21 protein-coding genes are annotated in these 20,349 nt (G+C 52.8%); 17 read left to right on the plus strand and 4 right to left on the minus strand.

Going from position 1 to position 20,349, the window contains the following annotated elements:
- Positions 1-134: 134 nt before the first annotated feature.
- The 15 genes from hflK to HV477_RS06795 all read left to right on the plus strand — a co-directional run bounded on the left by hflK (position 135) and on the right by HV477_RS06795 (position 14,920).
- Complete coding sequence (gene hflK / locus HV477_RS06725; RefSeq protein ID WP_000312505.1) at positions 135-1,394, plus strand: FtsH protease activity modulator HflK; 1,260 nt, start codon at positions 135-137, stop codon at positions 1,392-1,394.
- 2 nt (positions 1,395-1,396) lie between these two features.
- Positions 1,397-2,401, plus strand: a complete 1,005-nt coding sequence (hflC, locus tag HV477_RS06730) for a protease modulator HflC (RefSeq protein WP_001232417.1) — start codon at positions 1,397-1,399, stop codon at positions 2,399-2,401.
- Between the two features lie 78 nt (positions 2,402-2,479).
- Entirely contained in the window at positions 2,480-2,677 is a 198-nt protein-coding gene (locus tag HV477_RS06735; protein WP_001089290.1) for a DUF2065 family protein, read from the plus strand.
- 102 nt (positions 2,678-2,779) lie between these two features.
- Positions 2,780-4,078, plus strand: coding sequence for an adenylosuccinate synthase (gene purA / locus HV477_RS06740; protein WP_000527976.1), 1,299 nt, complete (start codon positions 2,780-2,782; stop codon positions 4,076-4,078).
- A gap of 206 nt (positions 4,079-4,284) precedes the next feature.
- Positions 4,285-4,710 (plus strand): nitric oxide-sensing transcriptional repressor NsrR, encoded by a 426-nt coding sequence (gene nsrR / locus HV477_RS06745; protein ID WP_001177632.1) that lies wholly within the window; start codon positions 4,285-4,287, stop codon positions 4,708-4,710.
- A gap of 37 nt (positions 4,711-4,747) precedes the next feature.
- Positions 4,748-7,186, plus strand: coding sequence for a ribonuclease R (gene rnr / locus HV477_RS06750; RefSeq protein WP_000076361.1), 2,439 nt, complete (start codon positions 4,748-4,750; stop codon positions 7,184-7,186).
- A 90-nt stretch (positions 7,187-7,276) separates the two neighbouring features.
- Positions 7,277-8,008, plus strand: a complete 732-nt coding sequence (gene rlmB, locus HV477_RS06755; protein ID WP_001293274.1) for a 23S rRNA (guanosine(2251)-2'-O)-methyltransferase RlmB — start codon at positions 7,277-7,279, stop codon at positions 8,006-8,008.
- Between the two features lie 131 nt (positions 8,009-8,139).
- Positions 8,140-8,544, plus strand: coding sequence for a YjfI family protein (locus HV477_RS06760; RefSeq protein ID WP_000312611.1), 405 nt, complete (start codon positions 8,140-8,142; stop codon positions 8,542-8,544).
- Positions 8,545-8,558: 14 nt separating this feature from the next.
- Positions 8,559-9,257: a PspA/IM30 family protein gene (locus HV477_RS06765; protein WP_000511981.1), complete on the plus strand. Its 699-nt coding sequence runs from the start codon at positions 8,559-8,561 to the stop codon at positions 9,255-9,257.
- On the plus strand, positions 9,257-10,327 hold the full coding sequence (locus HV477_RS06770; RefSeq protein WP_000899675.1) for a potassium channel family protein: 1,071 nt from the start codon (positions 9,257-9,259) through the stop codon (positions 10,325-10,327). The genes HV477_RS06765 and HV477_RS06770 overlap by 1 nt, the downstream gene beginning before the upstream one ends.
- Positions 10,300-10,983 carry a YjfK family protein gene (locus tag HV477_RS06775; RefSeq protein WP_000090290.1) on the plus strand — a complete coding sequence of 228 codons (684 nt, stop codon included), beginning with the start codon at positions 10,300-10,302 and terminating at the stop codon, positions 10,981-10,983. Before HV477_RS06770 ends, HV477_RS06775 begins: the two co-directional genes overlap by 28 nt.
- A 17-nt stretch (positions 10,984-11,000) precedes the next feature.
- Positions 11,001-11,399: a DUF350 domain-containing protein gene (locus tag HV477_RS06780; RefSeq protein WP_000547737.1), complete on the plus strand. Its 399-nt coding sequence runs from the start codon at positions 11,001-11,003 to the stop codon at positions 11,397-11,399.
- Positions 11,400-11,408: 9 nt separating this feature from the next.
- Positions 11,409-12,047 carry a DUF1190 domain-containing protein gene (locus HV477_RS06785; RefSeq protein WP_001085605.1) on the plus strand — a complete coding sequence of 213 codons (639 nt, stop codon included), beginning with the start codon at positions 11,409-11,411 and terminating at the stop codon, positions 12,045-12,047.
- 2 nt (positions 12,048-12,049) lie between these two features.
- On the plus strand, positions 12,050-13,213 hold the full coding sequence (locus tag HV477_RS06790; RefSeq protein WP_021001066.1) for a glutathionylspermidine synthase family protein: 1,164 nt from the start codon (positions 12,050-12,052) through the stop codon (positions 13,211-13,213).
- Positions 13,214-13,297: 84 nt separating this feature from the next.
- Positions 13,298-14,920, plus strand: coding sequence for an isovaleryl-CoA dehydrogenase (locus HV477_RS06795; RefSeq protein ID WP_000118970.1), 1,623 nt, complete (start codon positions 13,298-13,300; stop codon positions 14,918-14,920).
- 77 nt (positions 14,921-14,997) lie between these two features.
- Here the strand turns inward: HV477_RS06795 and yjfN are convergent, their stop codons facing one another.
- Both yjfN and bsmA read right to left on the minus strand, forming a co-directional pair.
- Positions 14,998-15,273 (minus strand): DUF1471 family protease activator YjfN, encoded by a 276-nt coding sequence (gene yjfN / locus HV477_RS06800; protein ID WP_001518964.1) that lies wholly within the window; start codon positions 15,271-15,273, stop codon positions 14,998-15,000.
- A gap of 130 nt (positions 15,274-15,403) precedes the next feature.
- Positions 15,404-15,733 carry a biofilm peroxide resistance protein BsmA gene (gene bsmA, locus HV477_RS06805; RefSeq protein WP_000586835.1) on the minus strand — a complete coding sequence of 110 codons (330 nt, stop codon included), beginning with the start codon at positions 15,731-15,733 and terminating at the stop codon, positions 15,404-15,406.
- Between the two features lie 183 nt (positions 15,734-15,916).
- Between bsmA and yjfP the strand changes: the two genes are divergently transcribed.
- Positions 15,917-16,666: an esterase gene (yjfP, locus tag HV477_RS06810; protein ID WP_000560303.1), complete on the plus strand. Its 750-nt coding sequence runs from the start codon at positions 15,917-15,919 to the stop codon at positions 16,664-16,666.
- Here the strand turns inward: yjfP and ulaR are convergent.
- Positions 16,663-17,418, minus strand: a complete 756-nt coding sequence (gene ulaR, locus HV477_RS06815) for an HTH-type transcriptional regulator UlaR (protein WP_000133618.1) — start codon at positions 17,416-17,418, stop codon at positions 16,663-16,665. The genes yjfP and ulaR overlap by 4 nt on opposite strands.
- A 104-nt stretch (positions 17,419-17,522) precedes the next feature.
- The gene (ulaG, locus tag HV477_RS06820; RefSeq protein ID WP_000049161.1) at positions 17,523-18,587 is read right to left on the minus strand and encodes an L-ascorbate 6-phosphate lactonase; all 1,065 of its coding nucleotides are present in this window, start codon (positions 18,585-18,587) and stop codon (positions 17,523-17,525) included.
- A 362-nt stretch (positions 18,588-18,949) separates the two neighbouring features.
- Between ulaG and ulaA the strand changes: the two genes are divergently transcribed.
- On the plus strand, positions 18,950-20,347 hold the full coding sequence (gene ulaA / locus HV477_RS06825) for a PTS ascorbate transporter subunit IIC (protein ID WP_061379926.1): 1,398 nt from the start codon (positions 18,950-18,952) through the stop codon (positions 20,345-20,347).
- Positions 20,348-20,349: the final 2 nt, after the last annotated feature.

The raw sequence follows: 20,349 nt of genomic DNA on the forward strand, positions 1-20,349 counted from the left end.
AGCCGCCACTCAGGACGTAGCCTGAAAGATGATGTCTGTAACGGCGGTTCGTCTGAAGCATGGAGTAATTTCGCCTTATCCTCTGAGGTCGAAAGACAACGGGGATCACCGCATAACAAATATGGAGCACAAACATGGCGTGGAATCAGCCCGGTAATAACGGACAGGACCGCGACCCGTGGGGAAGCAGCAAACCTGGCAGCAACTCTGGGGGAAATGGAAACAAAGGTGGCCGCGATCAGGGACCTCCCGATCTGGATGATATCTTCCGTAAGCTGAGTAAAAAACTCGGTGGTTTTGGGGGCGGTAAAGGCACCGGTTCCGGCGGCGGTAGCTCATCGCAAGGCCCGCGTCCGCAACTGGGAGGCCGTATTGTCGCCATCGCCGCGGCGGCAGTAGTCATTATCTGGGCGGCCAGCGGTTTTTATACCATTAAAGAAGCCGAGCGCGGCGTTGTGACGCGTTTTGGTAAATTCAGCCATCTGGTAGAGCCAGGTCTGAACTGGAAGCCGACATTTATTGACGACGTTACGCCGGTGAACGTCGAAGCGGTGCGCGAACTGGCGGCGTCAGGCGTGATGCTGACGTCTGATGAAAACGTCGTGCGCGTTGAAATGAACGTGCAATACCGCGTCACCGATCCGCAGAAATATCTGTTTAGCGTGACCAGCCCGGACGATAGCCTGCGTCAGGCCACCGACAGCGCGCTGCGTGGCGTTATTGGTAAATACACGATGGATCGCATCCTGACCGAAGGCCGTACCGTTATTCGTAGCGATACCCAACGCGAGCTGGAAGAGACTATCAAACCGTACAACATGGGGATTACCCTGCTGGACGTGAACTTCCAGGCTGCGCGTCCGCCGGAAGAGGTGAAAGCCGCCTTTGACGACGCGATTGCCGCACGTGAAAACGAGCAGCAGTACATTCGTGAAGCGGAAGCGTATACCAACGAAGTTCAGCCGCGCGCCAACGGTCAGGCGCAGCGTATTCTGGAAGAGGCACGCGCCTATAAAACCCAGACTATCCTGGAAGCGCAGGGTGAAGTCGCCCGGTTTGCGAAGATTTTGCCGGAATATAAAGCCGCGCCGCAGATTACACGCGAGCGTCTGTATATTGAAACGATGGAAAAAGTGCTGAGCCATACCCGTAAAGTACTGGTTAACGACAAGAGCGGTAATTTAATGGTGCTGCCGTTAGATCAGATGCTGAAAGGCGGGAATGCGCCGGCGGCAAAGAGCGACAATAGCGCCAGCAACCTGCTGCGCCTGCCGCCGTCCACAAAGTCTAACGCCAGCGGAGCAAGCAACACGTCGTCCTCAAATCAGGGCGATATTATGGACCAACGCCGCGCGAATGCGCAGCGTAACGACTACCAGCGTCAGGGGGAATAACGATGCGTAAGTCAGTTATTGCGATTATCATCATCGTGCTGGTAGTGCTCTACATGTCCGTCTTTGTGGTCAAAGAGGGCGAGCGCGGCATTACGCTGCGTTTTGGTAAAGTTCTGCGTGACGATGAGAACAAACCATTGGTTTACGCGCCGGGTCTGCACTTTAAGATCCCGTTTATTGAATCAGTGAAAATGCTTGATGCGCGTATCCAGACGATGGATAACCAGGCCGATCGCTTTGTGACTAAAGAGAAGAAAGACCTGATTGTCGACTCCTACATCAAATGGCGTATCAGCGACTTTAGCCGTTACTATCTGGCGACCGGCGGCGGCGATATTTCGCAAGCCGAAGTGCTGTTAAAGCGTAAGTTCTCGGACCGTTTGCGTTCTGAGATTGGTCGCCTGGACGTAAAAGACATCGTGACCGATTCTCGTGGTCGCCTGACTCTGGAAGTGCGCGACGCGCTGAACTCCGGTTCAGCCGGTACCGATGATGAAGTAGCGACCCCGGCGGCGGATGACGCGATTGCCGAAGCGGCGGAACGCGTCACGGCGGAAACCAAAGGTAAAGTACCGGTCATCAACCCGAACAGTATGGCGGCGTTGGGTATCGAAGTGGTCGATGTGCGTATTAAGCAGATCAACCTGCCGACCGAGGTTTCTGAGGCGATTTACAACCGTATGCGCGCCGAGCGTGAAGCGGTCGCGCGTCGTCATCGCTCACAAGGTCAGGAAGAAGCGGAAAAACTGCGTGCGGCTGCTGACTATGAGGTGACGAAAACTCTGGCGGAAGCCGAGCGTCAGGGGCGTATCATGCGTGGTGAAGGTGATGCTGAAGCCGCGAAGCTGTTTGCCGACGCGTTCAGTCAGGACCCTGATTTCTACGCGTTCATTCGTAGTCTGCGCGCTTACGAGAAGAGCTTCGAAGGTAATCAGGACGTGATGGTACTGAGCCCGGACAGCGATTTCTTCCGCTACATGAAGACACCGAGTTCGACGACACGCTAAAATAGCGTCAGCGGTTTTAGACCAGCAAAACCACCGCATCCAAAGGATGCCGGTGGTTTTCTTTTATAAGGGCGATAAATGAATTCAACAATCTGGTTGGCGCTTGCTCTGGTATTAGTCCTCGAAGGGCTGGGACCGATGCTGTATCCCGGCGCATGGAAAAAAATGGTTTCGGCACTGGCGCAACTGCCGGAAAATGTTTTACGTCGTTTTGGCGGCGGACTTGTGGTCGCGGGAGTTGTGGTCTACTACATGTTGAGGAAAACGATTGGCTGAGCAAAAAGTGGTCGGATTTGCCGCAGATTGAGTGCAAAAAGTGCTGTATATCTGAAAAAGCGATGGTAGAATCCATTTTTAAGCAAACGGTGATTTTGAAAAATGGGTAACAACGTCGTCGTACTGGGCACCCAATGGGGTGACGAAGGTAAAGGAAAGATCGTCGATCTTCTGACTGAACGGGCTAAATATGTTGTACGCTACCAGGGCGGTCACAACGCAGGCCATACTCTCGTAATCAACGGTGAAAAAACCGTTCTCCATCTTATTCCATCAGGTATTCTTCGCGAGAATGTAACCAGCATCATCGGTAACGGTGTTGTGCTGTCTCCGAGCGCGCTGATGAAAGAGATGAAAGAACTGGAAGACCGTGGCATCCCCGTTCGTGAGCGTCTGCTGCTGTCTGAAGCCTGTCCGCTGATCCTTGATTATCACGTTGCGCTGGATAACGCGCGTGAGAAAGCGCGTGGCGCGAAAGCGATCGGCACCACCGGTCGTGGAATCGGGCCTGCTTATGAAGATAAAGTGGCACGTCGCGGTCTGCGTGTTGGTGACCTTTTCGACAAAGAAACCTTCGCTGAAAAACTGAAAGAAGTGATGGAATATCACAACTTCCAGTTGGTTAACTACTACAAAGTTGAAGCGGTTGATTACCAGAAAGTTCTGGATGATACGATGGCTGTTGCCGACATCCTGACTTCTATGGTTGTTGACGTTTCGGACCTGCTCGACCAGGCGCGTCAGCGTGGCGATTTCGTCATGTTTGAAGGTGCGCAGGGTACCCTGCTGGATATCGACCACGGTACTTATCCGTACGTAACTTCTTCTAACACCACAGCAGGTGGCGTGGCGACCGGTTCCGGCCTGGGCCCGCGTTATGTTGATTACGTTCTGGGTATCCTCAAAGCTTACTCCACTCGTGTAGGTGCAGGTCCGTTCCCGACCGAACTGTTTGATGAAACCGGCGAGTTCCTCTGCAAGCAGGGTAACGAATACGGCGCCACTACCGGCCGTCGTCGTCGTACCGGCTGGCTGGACACCGTTGCCGTTCGTCGTGCGGTACAGCTGAACTCCCTGTCTGGCTTCTGCCTGACCAAACTGGACGTGCTGGATGGCCTGAAAGAGGTGAAACTCTGCGTGGCTTATCGTATGCCGGATGGCCGCGAAGTGACTACCACTCCGCTGGCAGCTGACGACTGGAAAGGTGTAGAGCCGATTTACGAAACCATGCCGGGCTGGTCTGAATCCACCTTCGGCGTGAAAGATCGTAGCGGTCTGCCGCAGGCGGCACTGAACTACATCAAGCGTATTGAAGAACTGACCGGCGTGCCGATTGATATTATTTCTACCGGCCCCGATCGTACTGAGACGATGATTCTGCGCGACCCGTTCGACGCGTAAATCTGGTACGCCTGGCAGATATTTTGCTTGCCGGGCTAACAGTGTGATACATTGCTGTGTCGGGTAAGCCATTACGCTATCCGACACAGTGTTAAATCCTCGCTTTTTTCCTTCCCCGAACTGAAATAAATTAGCGACACAGCTTGTGGCTGGTTTATCATCAATATAAATGTATTTTTCCCGTTTTCCCTTTTCCTGAGGTTGATGTGCAGTTAACGAGTTTCACCGATTACGGCTTACGTGCGCTAATCTATATGGCGTCGTTACCAGATGGACGAATGACCAGCATTTCTGAGGTGACAGAAGTCTACGGCGTGTCCCGTAATCATATGGTCAAAATTATCAATCAGCTTAGCCGGGCGGGCTTTGTCACCGCCGTTCGGGGAAAAAATGGCGGTATCCGCCTGGGTAAACCGGCTAATACTATTTGTATTGGCGATGTGGTGCGTGAGCTGGAACCCTTATCACTGGTCAACTGTAGCAGCGAATTTTGCCACATCACCCCTGCCTGTCGTCTGAAACAGGCGCTTTCTAAGGCCGTGCAGAGTTTTCTCAAGGAGCTGGATAACTACACGCTTGCCGATTTGGTTGAAGAGAATCAACCGCTTTATAAATTATTACTGGTGGAGTGAAGTAAACTTCATTAGAGATGACAATGGAGGAACCTCAATGTCACAAGATCCTTTCCAGGAACGCGAAGCAGAAAAATACGCGAATCCTATCCCGAGCCGGGAATTTATCCTCGAACATTTAACGAAACGTGAAAAACCGGCCAGTCGCGAAGAACTGGCCGTAGAACTGAATATTGAAGGCGAAGAGCAGCTTGAAGCCTTGCGTCGTCGCCTGCGCGCGATGGAGCGCGACGGACAACTGGTCTTTACCCGCCGCCAGTGCTATGCGCTGCCGGAACGCCTCGACCTGCTGAAAGGCACCGTGATCGGTCATCGTGATGGTTACGGTTTCTTACGTGTCGAAGGCCGCAAAGACGATCTGTATCTTTCCAGCGAGCAGATGAAAACCTGTATTCATGGCGATCAGGTGCTGGCGCAGCCGCTGGGCGCCGATCGTAAAGGTCGCCGCGAAGCGCGTATCGTCCGTGTACTGGTACCGAAAACCAGTCAGATAGTCGGGCGTTATTTCACCGATGCGGGCGTCGGCTTTGTGGTGCCGGACGACAGCCGTCTCAGCTTCGACATTCTTATCCCGCCAGAAGACGTCATGGGCGCGCGGATGGGGTTCGTGGTCGTGGTTGAACTGACCCAACGTCCAACTCGCCGTACTAAAGCGGTAGGGAAAATCGTCGAAGTGCTGGGCGACAATATGGGCACCGGTATGGCGGTTGATATGGCGCTGCGTACCCATGAAATACCCTACATCTGGCCGCAGGCGGTAGAGCAGCAGGTCACCGGGCTGAAAGAAGAGGTGCCGGAAGAGGCGAAAGTCGGTCGTGTCGATCTGCGCGATTTGCCGCTGGTCACGATTGATGGCGAAGATGCCCGTGACTTTGACGACGCGGTTTACTGTGAGAAAAAACGCGGCGGCGGCTGGCGTTTGTGGGTCGCTATTGCTGACGTGAGCTATTATGTACGGCCGCCAACGCCGTTGGATCGCGAGGCGCGCAATCGCGGCACGTCGGTTTACTTCCCGTCACAGGTTGTCCCAATGTTGCCGGAGGTGCTCTCCAACGGCCTGTGTTCGCTAAACCCGCAGGTTGACAGGCTGTGTATGGTCTGTGAAATGACCATCTCGGCGAAAGGTCGGCTGACCGGCTACAAATTCTATGAAGCGGTGATGAGCTCCCATGCGCGTCTGACCTATACCAAAGTCTGGCATATGCTGCAGGGCGATCAGGATCTGCGTGAACAATATGCGCCGCTGGTGAAGCATATTGAAGAGCTGCACAACCTCTACAAAGTGCTGGATAAAGCGCGTGAAGAGCGCGGGGGGATCTCGTTTGAGAGCGAAGAGGCGAAGTTTATCTTTAACGCCGATCGTCGCATTGAGCGTATCGAACAGACCCAGCGTAATGACGCGCATAAGCTTATCGAAGAGTGCATGATCATGGCGAATATCTCGGCGGCGCGCTTTGTCGAAAAAGCTAAAGAGCCGGCGTTATTCCGTATTCATGATAAGCCCACCACCGAAGCGATCACCTCATTCCGCTCCGTACTGGCGGAGCTGGGGTTGGAGCTGCCGGGCGGAAACAAACCGGAACCGCGCGATTATGCCGAACTGCTTGAATCGATTGCCGACCGGCCGGACGCCGAAATGCTGCAAACTATGCTGCTGCGTTCAATGAAGCAGGCGATTTACGATCCGGAAAACCGCGGGCACTTTGGCCTGGCGTTGCAGTCTTATGCGCACTTTACCTCGCCGATTCGCCGCTATCCGGATCTTTCTTTGCACCGCGCCATTAAGTACCTGCTGGCGAAAGAGCAAGGGAACAAGGGCAACACCACAGAAACGGGCGGTTATCACTACTCGATGGAAGAGATGTTGCAGCTCGGCCAGCACTGTTCGATGGCGGAACGCCGCGCTGATGAAGCGACGCGTGATGTCTCCGACTGGCTGAAATGTGACTTTATGCTGGATCAGGTAGGCAACGTCTTTAAGGGCGTGATTGCCAGCGTCACCGGTTTCGGCTTCTTTGTCCGTCTTGATGAACTGTTTATCGATGGGCTGGTACACGTTTCCTCACTGGATAACGATTACTATCGCTTCGATCAGGTAGGGCAACGTCTGATTGGCGAGTCCGGCGGGCAGACATATCGCCTGGGCGACCGGGTCGAGGTACGCGTCGAAGCGGTGAATATGGACGAACGGAAAATTGACTTTAGCCTGATCTCCAGCGAGCGCGCACCGCGTAACGTCGGCAAAACGGCGCGTGAAAAAGCGAAAAAAGGTGAAAGTAAAAACGCCGGTAAACGTCGTCAGGTAGGTAAAAAAGTTAACTTCGAGCCTGATAGCGCCTTCCGCGGCGAGAAAAAAGCGAAGCCGAAAGCAGCGAAGAAAGACGCGAGAAAAGCAAAAAAGCCATCGGCTAAAACGCAGAAAATAGCCGCAGCGACCAAAGCGAAGCGTGCGGCGAAGAAAAAAGCGGCAGAGTGAGCAATACCCTCTTCAAACAGAAGAGGGTGAATTATCTGTAGGCCGGGCAAGCGTAGCGCCCCCGGCAAAACGTAAACAATGAGTACATTAATGAGCGAAATGATTTACGGCATCCACGCAGTGCAGGCCCTGCTGGAGCGCGCCCCTGAACGTTTTCAGGAAGTCTTTATTTTAAAAGGCCGTGAAGATAAACGTCTGTTGCCGCTGATTCACGCCCTTGAGTCCCAGGGCGTGGTTATCCAGCTGGCAAACCGCCAATATCTCGACGAGAAAAGCGACGGTGCCGTGCATCAGGGCATTATCGCTCGTGTGAAACCAGGCCGGCAGTATCAGGAAAACGATCTGCCGGATCTGATCGCATTACACGATCGCCCCTTTTTGTTGATCCTCGATGGCGTCACCGATCCGCATAATCTTGGCGCCTGTCTGCGCAGCGCCGATGCCGCTGGCGTACATGCGGTAATCGTGCCGAAAGACCGCTCCGCGCAACTTAACGCGACGGCGAAGAAAGTCGCCTGCGGCGCAGCGGAAAGCGTGCCGTTGATCCGCGTCACCAACCTGGCGCGCACGATGCGCATGTTGCAGGAAGAGAATATCTGGATTGTCGGGACGGCGGGCGAGGCTGACCATACGCTGTATCAGAGCAAAATGCCTGGCCGCATGGCGCTGGTCATGGGCGCAGAAGGTGAAGGTATGCGTCGTCTGACCCGTGAGCACTGCGATGAGCTGATCAGCATTCCTATGGCCGGTAGCGTGTCGTCGCTGAATGTCTCTGTTGCGACCGGGATTTGTCTGTTTGAAGCCGTTCGCCAGCGCACCTGATGCTGATAGTATTTTTTAAGAAAAAACCATCCATAATCGGATGGTTTTTTTTTATCTTTGACTGGTAATATAAAAAGCAAAACCTACCCTGTAATTTCTTTTATTTATAAAAATGAGATAGAGATAAAAATATGGCATGGACTCCACGGACGCTGGCGGATGCATTAAACAACATCGCCGAATTAAATATTGATATAGAAAATAATGAATCTTCATTAATAATAAAAATGAATGATTATGGCGATTTACCACTGGCGGTTTTATTTACCTCGCAACAAATAGTTATCGAGACTTATATCTGTCCGGTAAATACGATTAGAGATACCGCGGAATTTAATCTTTTCTTACTGAGAAATCAGAAGGTTTTACCGCTGTCTTCGGTCGGTATTACCCAGGTAAAACAGGAGGAATATTATGTCGCTTTTGGCGCGCTGTCGTTAAATTCGTCGCTTGCCGACGTGATGCTGGAAATCACCACGCTTGTAGAAAATGCGTTGGATATCGCTGAAATAACACAAGTCTATTCACAGGAATAATACAGGCGGCTTACATGGGAATTTTAAAAAGTTTGTTCACGTTAGGTAAATCATTCGTTGCTCAGGCAGAGGAAGCCATTGATGAAGCACAGGGTGTACGTATGCTGGAGCAGCATATTCGCGACGCAAAAGCCGAGCTGGATAAAGCGGGTAAATCCAGAGTGGATTTATTGGCGCGGGTGAAGCTAAGCCATGACAAGCTGAATGATTTACGTGAGCGTAAAGCCAGCCTTGAAACACGGGCGTTGGCGGCAATGAGTAAGAATGTCGACGCCGCTTTACTCAACGAAGTGGCGGAAGAAATAGCCCGTCTGGAAAATGCCATTCTTGCCGAAGAACAGGTGCTGACTAATCTGGAAGCCTCTCGCGATGCGGTGGAGAAGGCCGTAACGGCGACAGGCCAGCGGATTGCGCAGTTTGAGCAGCAACTTGAAGTGGTTAAGGCGACAGAAGCCATGCAGCGCGCGCAGCAGGCGGTGACGACCTCGACCGTCGGAGCCGCGTCGAATGTGTCTACGGCGGCGGAGTCGCTTAAACGTTTACAAACGCGTCAGGCTGAACGCCAGGCCCGGCTGGATGCCGCCGCGCAGCTGGAAAAAGTCGCCGATGGACGCGACCTGGATGAAAAACTGGCGCAGGCCGGTATTGGCGCAACCAATAAAAGCAATGCTCAGGATGTGTTGGCGCGTTTACAGCGTCAACAAGGCGAATAATGCTCTTTACGTGGATTGTCAAAACCTGCCAGCGTCATTTGTCCAGACTGACCTGGCCCGCTTTGCTGGGCCTGTTTATCGGGCAGTATCTGCTTTGCTATCTGGTGCTGCGCCTGTTGCGCGAAAGCGCGTTGGTGAGCCAGTTAAGCGATTTTATCTATTACTGCTCGGTGGTGGGTTCCACATTAGGTTTTGGCGATCTTAGCCCGCAGACGGCGCCAGGACGTCTGTTCACCGCGCTGTGGCAAATTCCGGTTAGCGTCGGGTTGTTCGGCGCGTTAATGGGAAAAGTGATTGCGCAGGTGCAGGGAATGTTAGCGAAAGGAATAACGGGCATGGGCGATTATCGCCATTTACACCATCATATGCTGGTGATTGGCTGGCGGGGTCATCAAACCGAAAAGATGATCTCATTGCTGCTATATGACAAGCGGCGTGCCTTTGAACGGGTTCTGCTGTGCGAACTGGAAGATATTCAGCATCCGCTGCCGGGTAATAACTGGGTGGATTTTATCCGCATCAGCAACTTTAACGATCCGCAGGAACACCAGCGCATGGGGCTGGAGCAGTGCCAGAGCGTGATTATTTTCGCTCGTACCGATGAGCAGACCTTCACGGCGGCGCTCTCGCTGGCAGACTATGTACCCGCGCAGTGCCATATTGTGGTTTATCTGGAAGACGAGCGTTATGCCGGATTACTGGAAACCCACTGCCCGCGCATGGAGATAGTCCGTAACCTTTCCGCTGAACAACTTTCCCGTTCCATTCAGGACCCAGGATCATCGCAATCTGTCGCTTCCATTATGAATCCGATGCTGGGCGATACCGGATTCGCGCTGCCTGTCCCGGCTTCTGTCGCGCCTATGCGATACGGCGCGCTAATGCGTTATATGAAGCTTCATCATGACGCGACGGTGCTGGGGATCAGTCACTGCAAGAATGGTCGTGGTATGGAATTGAATCCGGTGATTTCAACTGAAGTCAGAGGCGGTATGTGGCTACATCTGGTCGGTAATAATCGCATTCTGGCTGAAGAGGTCGCATGGCAAGAGATAGAGGTTCCCCTATGATGCAATTTTTTCAGCGTTTGCTCGGTAAAACAAGCGCGCCAGCGCCGATTCGCGGACCATTAGGATTACATCTTAACGCCGGTTTCACGCTGGATACGCTGGCATTTCGGCTACTGGAGTCGTCGTTGCTGGTGGCGCTACCGGGTGAAAAATACACTGTCGCGGCAGCGAGTCGTATAGATTTAGGCGGCGGCAGTCAGATTTTTCGCTACTACACCTCTGGCGATGAGTTTCTACAAATTAACACCACTGGCGGCACGGATGTTGACGACATTGATGACATCAAACTCTTTGTATATGAGGAAAGTTTCGGTATTAACGAGGAACGTCACTGGCGTTCAGCCATTGCGCCAGCGGCAATAGGGCCGATGACGCTCAACTGGCAAGAACGGCGCTGGCAGCGTTTTTTTAACCATGAAGAGCCGGGCAATATTGAACCTGTCTACATGCTGGAAAAGGTTGAAAATCAGCAGGCAGAGAAATGGGACGTTCACAATTTTACGATGGGCTTCCAGCGCCAGGTGACGGATGACGCCTGGGAGTATCTTCTATTGAACGGGGAAGAATCATTTAATGAGCGCGGTGAGCCTGAATGGGTGTTTTCACGCGCCCTCGGCGTGGATATCCCGCTCACTTCACTGACGGTTATTGGTTAAGCACATACAGGGAAATTATGCATATACTGGACGCATTACTGGCTTTCTGCGCCTATTTTTTTATTGGCGCGGCAATGGTCATTGTATTTCTTTTTATTTACTCAAAGATAACGCCGCATAATGAATGGCAGCTGATAAAAAATAACAATACTGCGGCATCGCTGGCCTTTAGTGGTACGTTGCTGGGCTATGTCATCCCCTTATCCAGCGCGGCGATAAACTCGGTCAGTATCCCGGACTATTTTGCCTGGGGCGGCATTGCGCTGGTGATTCAACTGCTGATTTATGGTTGCGTAAGGTTATACATGCCTACGCTGAGCGAAAAAATTATTCATCACAACGTGGCGGCGGGGCTATTTATGGGAACCGCAGCGCTGGCTGGCGGTATTTTTAACGCTGCCTGTATGACATGGTAACGGAAGATCATGGCAAAAAAACGAAAATCCAGAAGCACATCCGGCGTAGGCCATTCGGCAATAAGACGAATAGCCGAACCGGTCAATCCCTTTGAGCGGCAACGAAATCGCTACACGCCAAAATACCTGACGCTGGCGATTATGGGCGGAGCGGCCTTTTTTCTCCTGAAAGGGTACGGTGACGGCAGCAATAGTGACAACGACGGCGATGGGACGTTTTACGCCACGGTGAACGACTGTATTGACGATGGCAATAGCGCCAGCGTTTGCGCTGACGGCTGGAATAATGCGAAAACAGAATTTTACGCTAATGTGCCTAAGCAATTGACGCAGGAGCGCTGTCAGTCGCAGTTTGGCGATTGCTACTTTGATATCACCGAGCGGAGCTGGGTTCCGGTATTAAGCGGCTTTTTACTCAGCCGCGCGATTCGTCAGAACCGTGATGAACAATACATCTATAGCAGCGGCGGTTCATCTTATGTCTCCCGTCCCGTCTGGCGCACCACATCCGGCGACTATGCGTGGCGCAGCGGCACAGGGAAAAGCGATACCGCGACCAGCCCTGGTTATATCACACGGAAAGCGTCCACCGTCTCCCGCGGCGGCTATGGCCGTTCTTCCAGCGCCCGCGGACACTGGGGAGGCTAACCATGCTACGACATAACGTACCGGTACGCCGGGATCTGGATAAGATCGCCTGCGATCACGGTTTTGACTTTCATGTTATCGATAACGAAATTTACTGGGATGAAAGCCGGGCCTACCGTTTTACATTACGGCAAATTGAAGAACAGATCGAAAAACCGACCGCAGAGCTTCATCAGATGTGTCTGGAGGTTGTCGAGCGGGCCGTCCGGGATGAGCAGATCATGCAGCAGCTGGCGATCCCGCCATTGTACTGGGATGTCATCGCCGAAAGTTGGCGCAGCCGCGATCCTTCGCTTTACGGGCGGATGGATTTCGTCTGGTGCGGCAAAGATCCGGTTAAATTGCTGGAATACAACGCGGATACGCCGACGTCGCTCTATGAGTCCTCCTACTTTCAATGGCTATGGCTGGAGGATGCTCGTCGTAGCGGCGCCATCCCGCGTGATGCCGATCAATACAACGCGATACAGGAGCGGCTGATCGCCCGCTTCAGCGAGCTGTACAGTCGGGAACCACTCTACTTTTGCTGTTGTGAAGATACCGACGAAGATCGTACGACGGTGCTGTACCTTCAGGATTGCGCGCAGCAGGCGGGGCAGGAAACGCGATTTATCTATATTGAAGAACTGGGGCTTGGCGTAGGCGGCGTGCTGACCGATCTGGACGATAACGTGATTCGCCGCGCCTTTAAGCTCTACCCGCTGGAGTGGATGATGCGCGACGACAACGGCCCGCTGTTGCGAAAACGTCGTGAGCAATGGATTGAGCCATTGTGGAAAAGTATTCTGAGTAACAAAGGGCTGTTGCCGTTATTGTGGCGCTTTTTCCCTGGCCATCCGAATCTGCTGCCGGCCTGGTTTGAGGGCGAAAAATCGCTCGCAGTGCCAGGTGAAAGCAGCGTGCGGAAGCCGATTTATTCACGTGAAGGCGGCAACGTCACGATTTTTGACGAGCGGCAAAATGTTATCGATCATGCCGACGGCGACTACGCTGACGAGCCGATGATTTACCAGGCGTTTCAGCCTTTGCCGCGCTTTGGCGATAGCTATACGCTGATTGGCAGTTGGATCATTGACGATGAAGCCTCCGGGATGGGGATTCGCGAGGACAATACGCTAATTACCAAAGACACTTCCCGTTTCGTCCCACATTATATTGCCGGTTAATCATACTTTTGTGATCTTGCTCCGGCGTCAATGGCGCAGTCATGACCATACTTGACTTCAGCGCCATTGAAGGAGGGAGACACCATGTCCTGGCAAACACATACCGTCTTTAATCAACCTGCTCCGCTCAATAACAGTAACTTATTCCTGTCTGATGGCGCGCTGTGTGAAGCGGTTTCCCGGGAAGGCGCGGGATGGGATAGCGATCTTCTCGCCAGCATTGGCCAACAACTGGGAACGGCAGAATCACTGGAACTGGGGCGTCTGGCGAACGCGCATCCTCCTGAGTTGCTACGTTACGATCCCCAGGGACAGCGTCTGGATGACGTTCGCTTTCATCCCGCCTGGCACCTGTTGATGCAGGGGCTTTGCGCTAATCGGGTACATAACCTGGCCTGGGAGGAGGAGGCAAGGGCGGGAAGTTTTGTCGCCCGGGCGGCGCGTTTTGTATTACATGCTCAGGTAGAAGCGGGAACACTCTGTCCTGTCACGATGACCTTTGCCGCGACACCGTTGCTATTGCAGATGCTTCCCGCCACTTTCCATGACTGGCTGGTGCCGCTGCGCAGCGATCGCTACGATTCGCATTTGCTGCCGGGCGGGCAAAAACGGGGCCTGCTTATCGGCATGGGAATGACGGAAAAGCAGGGCGGATCGGACGTACTCAGTAATACGACCCACGCGGAGCGGCTGGCGGATGATTCATATCGGCTGGTGGGACATAAATGGTTTTTCTCTGTGCCGCAAAGTGATGCGCACCTCGTGCTGGCGCAGGCAAAAGGAGGATTATCCTGTTTCTTTGTGCCGCGTTTCCTGCCAGACGGGCAACGGAACTCTGTTCGTCTTGAACGCCTGAAAGATAAACTCGGTAATCGATCTAATGCCAGCGCCGAAGTCGAGTTTCAGGATGCCGTCGGCTGGCGGCTGGGAGAAGAGGGCGACGGGATTCGGCATATCTTAAAGATGGGCGGTATGACGCGTCTTGACTGCGCGCTCGGGAGTCATGGCTTAATGCGGCGTGCGTTTTCAGTCGCGATTTACCATGCTCATCAGCGTCAGGCTTTTGGTAAGCCGCTGATCGAACAACCGTTGATGCGACAAACCTTAAGTCGTATGGCGCTATGCCTGGAGGGGCAGACGGCGCTTTTGTTTCGGCTGGCGCGCGCCTGGGAGCAACGTCGCGAGGCGAAAGAGGCATTATGGGCGCGATTATTCACGCCAGCGGCGAAATTCGCCATCTGTAAGCAGGGAATCCCTTTTGTGGCTGAGGCGATGGAGGTTCTCGGCGGGATGGGGTATTGCGAAGAGAGCGAACTCCCGCGCCTGTACCGTGAAATGCCGGTGAACAGTATCTGGGAAGGGTCCGGCAATATCATGTGTCTGGATGTACTTCGGGTGCTGACAAAACAACACGGCGTCTATGACGTATTGAGTGAGGCTTTTGCGGAAGTCAAAGGCCAGGATCGCCATTACGACCGCGCGGTACGTCAGCTACAGCAACGTTTACGCAAACCGGACGAAGCAATGGGCAGAGAGATTACGCAGCAGCTTTTCTTGCTGGGATGCGGAGCGGAAATGCTGCGTCATGCCTCGCCGCCGCTGGCGCAAGCGTGGTGTCAGATGATGCTGGATACACGCGGCGAAATGCCGCTGTCTGCCCAGGTGCAAAATGATTTACTGTTAAGGGCGACCGGGGGACTGCGGTAACGTTTGGCCTGTAGTACATGCCATCCTTCAGGCCGGATAAGACGCTGGCGTCGCCATCCGGCGCGAGCCACGCGGCATCAGGCATAGAGTATCGCCTGTACGCGCCAGTTATCCGACTGTTGTTCTTCATACATTTGAATAATTCTGTACCAGGACGCACCCTGTTCATCGGCTTTGAGGGCGATAATCCGCTCTACATCCTGTGGGTTTCCTGCAACATTACTGACCGAGATCAGGCCGATTTCATTCAGACCCGTTACGCAGTCAGCACTGGCGAATTCGGCAGACTGTGCCGTCGTACTCACCAGTCCGGCAGAAAGCAGCAGTGAGGATAAGGCAAGTTCTTGTTTCATCGTCAGCTCCTTATTACATACCCCGCATTTAACAGGACGCTCCATCACGGTAAACCTGTTTGTTTATTGTGCACAGGTAAACGCATAGGGACGCAAAGCAATGTAAAACTGACTAAAAATCAATCTACTGTTATTGACGATACAAAATGGCTTGTGAATACCACTGGCCGGTTACAACCGTTTCATCAACCATTAAGATAACGTAATAATCGGCTTTCGCAGCGGCGGCTTTCGCTCTGATTTCATCTATTGCATCATCCGGGGAGCCCCGAACCAGCGCGCTTACGGTCCCCATCCGCTGTAGTCCTTGCGTTTGATCGCGACGGATTTCCTGCGGGTGATCGGCGACAGGCGGCGCAGGTTGCGGCGTACCCTGCAGCACGCTACACGCGCTTAATAACAGCGCTGCTATCAATGAAGCAAACCGACGCATAACTCTATCTCGTTTCCTGATAATCATAGTGTAATGCCTTATTGATTTCCCTTTAGGGGGAATGTTCCCGAAGTGTTACCTGTCACGCGATTTTCGAATGAAAACGTTGCGAAAGCGTAACCCAGTTCTCAAACATTATGAATTATTGCGCTATCCATAAACTTGCGTTAAGTATTTCTCCGTGGCATACCGGATAAAAAGGAGAGAATAATGATAGCGATTGAAACACGACAATTAGCCGGAGGCGTCGTACTACATGCCTTCCCGGAAGGGAAACGCGCCGTGCCGCTTCCCTGTGTGGTGTTCTATCATGGCTTCACCTCCTCCAGCCTGGTTTATAGTTATTTTGCCGTTGCCCTGGCACAGGCAGGATTCCGGGTAGTCATGCCGGATGCGCCGGAGCATGGCGCTCGCTTCGGCGGCGACTCACAGGGACGGATACACCGATTCTGGCAGATTCTGCACCAAAACATGCAGGAGTTTACGACGTTACGTGCGGCGATTCAGGCGGAAAACTGGCTACTTGACGGGCGGTTGGCGGTGGGCGGCGCATCCATGGGCGGTATGACGGCGCTGGGCATTATGACGCGTCACCGAGAGGTAAAATGCGGGGCCAGTTTAATGGGGTCGGGCTATTTTACCGGGCTCGCCCGGACGCTTTTCCCGCCGTTATCCCCGCAGAACCCGGCGCAGCAGGCGGAATTCGACAATATCATCGCGCCGCTACGTGAATGGGAAGTCACACATCAGTTAGAGCGACTGGCCGACAGGCCGCTTCTGTTGTGGCATGGTCAGGAGGATGACGTGGTGCCTGCTATCGAAACCTTCCGGCTCCAGCAGGCACTCGCCGCGGCGAAGCTGGATAAGCATGTGACCTGTTTATGGGCCGCAGGCGTGCGGCATCGCATTACGCCAGAAGCGTTGTCGGCGACGGTAGCGTTTTTCCGACAGCATCTTTAAACGCGGAGTATGCTTACACCCTGGGCTTCAAGCTGTTGCAAAACCTGCGGATTGGCATTTTTGCCGGTAATCAGCATAGCGATCTGATCGGCGCGGCTGAACAGCATCCCCGCGCGCTCGCCAATTTTACTGCTATCGACCAGCGCGACCAGTTTCCCGACGACGCTGAGCATTTTTTGTTCCGCCATGGCGGTTAGCATATCGGTCTTGTACAGGCCATCCGCGGTTAAGCCCTTTCCGCTGGTAAACATCCAGTGGCCAGCATAGAGACTGTTTTCACTTCCCTGCGGGCTCAGGGTAATCGACTGGCTTTTATTATACTGACCACCCATGATAATCACGCTGTCATGCTCTTGATCGATCAGATAATTCGCCAGCGGCAGATAGTTGGTAATGATCTGTACCGGCTTCCCGCACATTTCGCGCCCCAGCAGGAAAGCGGTGGAGCCGCAGTTAATCACTACGCTTTCACCCGGGTTTACCAGCTGCGACGCCGCTTTCGCGATGCGTACTTTTTCATCGTGGTTTTGCGCCTGGTGCAGATTCATCGGCGTCCAGCGGGGCCGCTGTTGGGTAATGGCCTCTGCGCCGTTGCGCACTTTTTTAAGTTTCCCGCTTTCGTCGAGCTTGTTGATGTCGCGGCGCGCTGTCGCCGGGGAGATCCCCAGACGCTCAATCACGTTTTCGACGGTAACAAAGCCCAACTGTGCCAGCATATCCAGCAGTATTTGATGTCTTTGTGCTTCAGTCATGAGCTATTCCGATACAAATTGATTTGAAAAGATGATATTTGAAATAGCCTGGAAATACTAAAGTAAATGGAAAAAATGCCGGGTAATCCCGGCATGATATCGACTCACAGGAAGGATTTGAACGGTAGATCGGGTTCAATGGTAAAGCAATCGTCAAAACCACGCGGATAGTGGTATTCGAAATTGTCTTTATCCAACGGCCAGGTAAACTTGCCGCCAACCTGCCAGATAAACGGTTTAAAACCATACTTCAGGCGATCTTTCTTCATTTCCCATAACACGCGGATCTCTTGCGGATCGGCCTGGAAGTTCGACCAGATATCGTGATGGAACGGGATCACCACTTTGGTATTCAGCGATTCCGCCATGCGTAGAATATCCGCGCTGGTCATTTTGTCCGTAATACCGCGCGGGTTTTCACCGTAAGAACCAAGCGCGACATCAATTTGATGTTCGTTGCCGTGTTTCGCGTAGTAGTTGGAATAGTGAGAATCGCCGCTGTGATAGAGATTGCCGCCCGGCGTTTTAAACAGATAGTTAACCGCGCGTACATCCATGCCGTCCGGCAGTACGCCAGCGGCTTTCTGATCTGCGGGCAGGGTGATTAATGCGGTGCGGTCAAAGGCATCAAGCGCGTGAATTTCAATATCTTTCACTTTCACGACATCGCCCGGTTTTACCACGATGCAGCGTTCTTTCGGCACGCCCCAGCCAACCCATAAATCCACGCAGGTCTGCGGGCCGATAAACGGAACATCATCGGCGCAATTCTGCATTACGGCAGCCGCGACATTGACGTCAATGTGATCGTTATGGTCGTGGGTCGCCAGTACGGCGTCAATCTGACGGATAGCGAAAGGATCGAGAACAAACGGCGTGGTGCGCAGGTTAGGCTGTAATTTTTTGACGCCAGCCATACGCTGCATCTGATGGCCAGTTTTCATCAACGGATTACCGTGGCTCTGTTTACCGGTACCGCACCAGAAATCGACGCATACGTTAGTGCCGCCTTCAGATTTTAGCCAGATCCCGGTACAGCCCAGCCACCACATAGCGAACGTACCCGGCGCGACCTGCTCTTGTTCAATCTCTTCGTTCAGCCAGCTTCCCCACTCCGGAAACGTGCTCAGAATCCATGATTCACGCGTGATGCTTTGTACTTTACTCATCGCATTTACCTTCATGTTTGTTCAAAATGGTTCAAAACGTGATTTGTTTTGATTAATCCTGACACTATTTTCTCAAGAAGGCAATGGGCTATTTTTTGACTTTTTGGCAGGAGAGAACGCAGTCAGGAGAAGATTTAATCTTGTCTGGCGTCATGTGAATGTTTTCATCTTTATGATTTTACTTATTTTAATGAAAAAATGAGTTACCTATAAGTAAACCATGTATTAAGTGTGCTAATTATTTGCGCGCTACGTCACAGTTAATCAAATTTAATCTTGTTGTGATTACTTTTGAAAATTAAAGTGAAGGGACATTATCCTGAGCGCCTGTGACTCAGCAACCTCGTCTACCGGAGATCGTTATGGAGATCCTCTACAACATCTTTACCATTTTCTTTAATCAGGTAATGACCAATGCCCCGCTATTACTGGGTATTGTGACCTGCCTGGGCTATATCCTGTTGCGCAAAAGCGTCAGCGTGATCATCAAAGGGACGATCAAAACCATCATTGGCTTCATGCTGCTACAGGCCGGGTCCGGCATTCTGACCAGCACCTTTAAACCGGTGGTGGCGAAAATGTCTGAGGTCTACGGCATCAACGGCGCGATTTCCGATACCTATGCTTCGATGATGGCAACGATCGAACGGATGGGTGATGCGTATAGTTGGGTAGGCTACGCGGTGTTGCTCGCGCTGGCGCTGAATATTTGTTACGTCTTATTGCGACGCATTACCGGTATTCGCACCATCATGTTGACCGGGCACATCATGTTCCAGCAGGCGGGGCTGATTGCGGTCTCTTTCTATATCTTCGGCTATTCCATGTGGACCACCATTATCTGCACGGCGATACTGGTTTCCCTGTACTGGGGTATTACCTCCAACATGATGTACAAGCCGACTCAGGAAGTGACGGACGGCTGCGGTTTCTCCATCGGTCACCAGCAGCAGTTTGCTTCCTGGATTGCCTATAAAGTCGCGCCGTTCCTGGGCAAAAAAGAGGAAAGCGTTGAAGACCTCAAACTGCCGGGCTGGCTGAACATTTTCCATGACAACATCGTCTCCACGGCGATTGTAATGACCATCTTCTTTGGTGCCATTCTGCTCTCTTTTGGTATCGATACCGTACAGGCGATGGCGGGTAAAACCCACTGGACAATCTATATCCTGCAAACCGGTTTCTCCTTTGCGGTGGCGATCTTCATCATCACCCAGGGCGTGCGTATGTTTGTCGCCGAGCTCTCTGAGGCCTTTAACGGTATCTCCCAGCGTCTGATTCCGGGCGCAGTACTGGCGATTGACTGCGCCGCTATTTATAGCTTCGCGCCTAACGCGGTGGTCTGGGGCTTTATGTGGGGCACCATCGGCCAGCTGATTGCGGTTGGCATCCTGGTTGCCTGCGGCTCCTCGATCCTGATTATTCCTGGCTTTATCCCGATGTTCTTCTCTAACGCCACTATCGGCGTGTTCGCTAACCACTTCGGCGGCTGGCGTGCGGCGCTGAAAATTTGTCTGGTGATGGGGATGATTGAAATCTTTGGTTGCGTCTGGGCGGTGAAACTCACCGGTATGAGTGCCTGGATGGGTATGGCGGACTGGTCGATTCTGGCGCCGCCGATGATGCAGGGCTTCTTCTCCCTCGGTATCGCCTTTATGACCGTCATCATTGTAATTGCACTGGCTTATATGTTCTTCGCTGGCCGCGCACTGCGCGCAGAAGAAGATGCAGAAAAACAACTGGCAGAACAGTCTGCTTAATA

The sequence above is a fragment of the Salmonella sp. SG203 genome (assembly GCF_013350575.1).
Lineage (GTDB): Bacteria > Pseudomonadota > Gammaproteobacteria > Enterobacterales > Enterobacteriaceae > Salmonella > Salmonella enterica.

Coding starts and splice junctions, on each gene's coding strand:
- yjfN (WP_001518964.1), bottom strand. CDS start 15,273: ATGAAACAAGAACTTGCCTTATCCTCACTGCTGCTTTCTGCCGGACTG.
- HV477_RS06795 (WP_000118970.1), top strand. CDS start 13,298: ATGTCCTGGCAAACACATACCGTCTTTAATCAACCTGCTCCGCTCAAT.
- HV477_RS06780 (WP_000547737.1), top strand. CDS start 11,001: ATGCATATACTGGACGCATTACTGGCTTTCTGCGCCTATTTTTTTATT.
- HV477_RS06735 (WP_001089290.1), top strand. CDS start 2,480: ATGAATTCAACAATCTGGTTGGCGCTTGCTCTGGTATTAGTCCTCGAA.
- bsmA (WP_000586835.1), bottom strand. CDS start 15,733: ATGATTATCAGGAAACGAGATAGAGTTATGCGTCGGTTTGCTTCATTG.
- HV477_RS06765 (WP_000511981.1), top strand. CDS start 8,559: ATGGGAATTTTAAAAAGTTTGTTCACGTTAGGTAAATCATTCGTTGCT.
- HV477_RS06775 (WP_000090290.1), top strand. CDS start 10,300: ATGGCAAGAGATAGAGGTTCCCCTATGATGCAATTTTTTCAGCGTTTG.
- HV477_RS06760 (WP_000312611.1), top strand. CDS start 8,140: ATGGCATGGACTCCACGGACGCTGGCGGATGCATTAAACAACATCGCC.
- ulaA (WP_061379926.1), top strand. CDS start 18,950: ATGGAGATCCTCTACAACATCTTTACCATTTTCTTTAATCAGGTAATG.
- hflC (WP_001232417.1), top strand. CDS start 1,397: ATGCGTAAGTCAGTTATTGCGATTATCATCATCGTGCTGGTAGTGCTC.
- yjfP (WP_000560303.1), top strand. CDS start 15,917: ATGATAGCGATTGAAACACGACAATTAGCCGGAGGCGTCGTACTACAT.
- HV477_RS06790 (WP_021001066.1), top strand. CDS start 12,050: ATGCTACGACATAACGTACCGGTACGCCGGGATCTGGATAAGATCGCC.
- HV477_RS06770 (WP_000899675.1), top strand. CDS start 9,257: ATGCTCTTTACGTGGATTGTCAAAACCTGCCAGCGTCATTTGTCCAGA.
- rnr (WP_000076361.1), top strand. CDS start 4,748: ATGTCACAAGATCCTTTCCAGGAACGCGAAGCAGAAAAATACGCGAAT.
- hflK (WP_000312505.1), top strand. CDS start 135: ATGGCGTGGAATCAGCCCGGTAATAACGGACAGGACCGCGACCCGTGG.
- HV477_RS06785 (WP_001085605.1), top strand. CDS start 11,409: ATGGCAAAAAAACGAAAATCCAGAAGCACATCCGGCGTAGGCCATTCG.
- purA (WP_000527976.1), top strand. CDS start 2,780: ATGGGTAACAACGTCGTCGTACTGGGCACCCAATGGGGTGACGAAGGT.
- ulaR (WP_000133618.1), bottom strand. CDS start 17,418: ATGACTGAAGCACAAAGACATCAAATACTGCTGGATATGCTGGCACAG.
- rlmB (WP_001293274.1), top strand. CDS start 7,277: ATGAGCGAAATGATTTACGGCATCCACGCAGTGCAGGCCCTGCTGGAG.
- ulaG (WP_000049161.1), bottom strand. CDS start 18,587: ATGAGTAAAGTACAAAGCATCACGCGTGAATCATGGATTCTGAGCACG.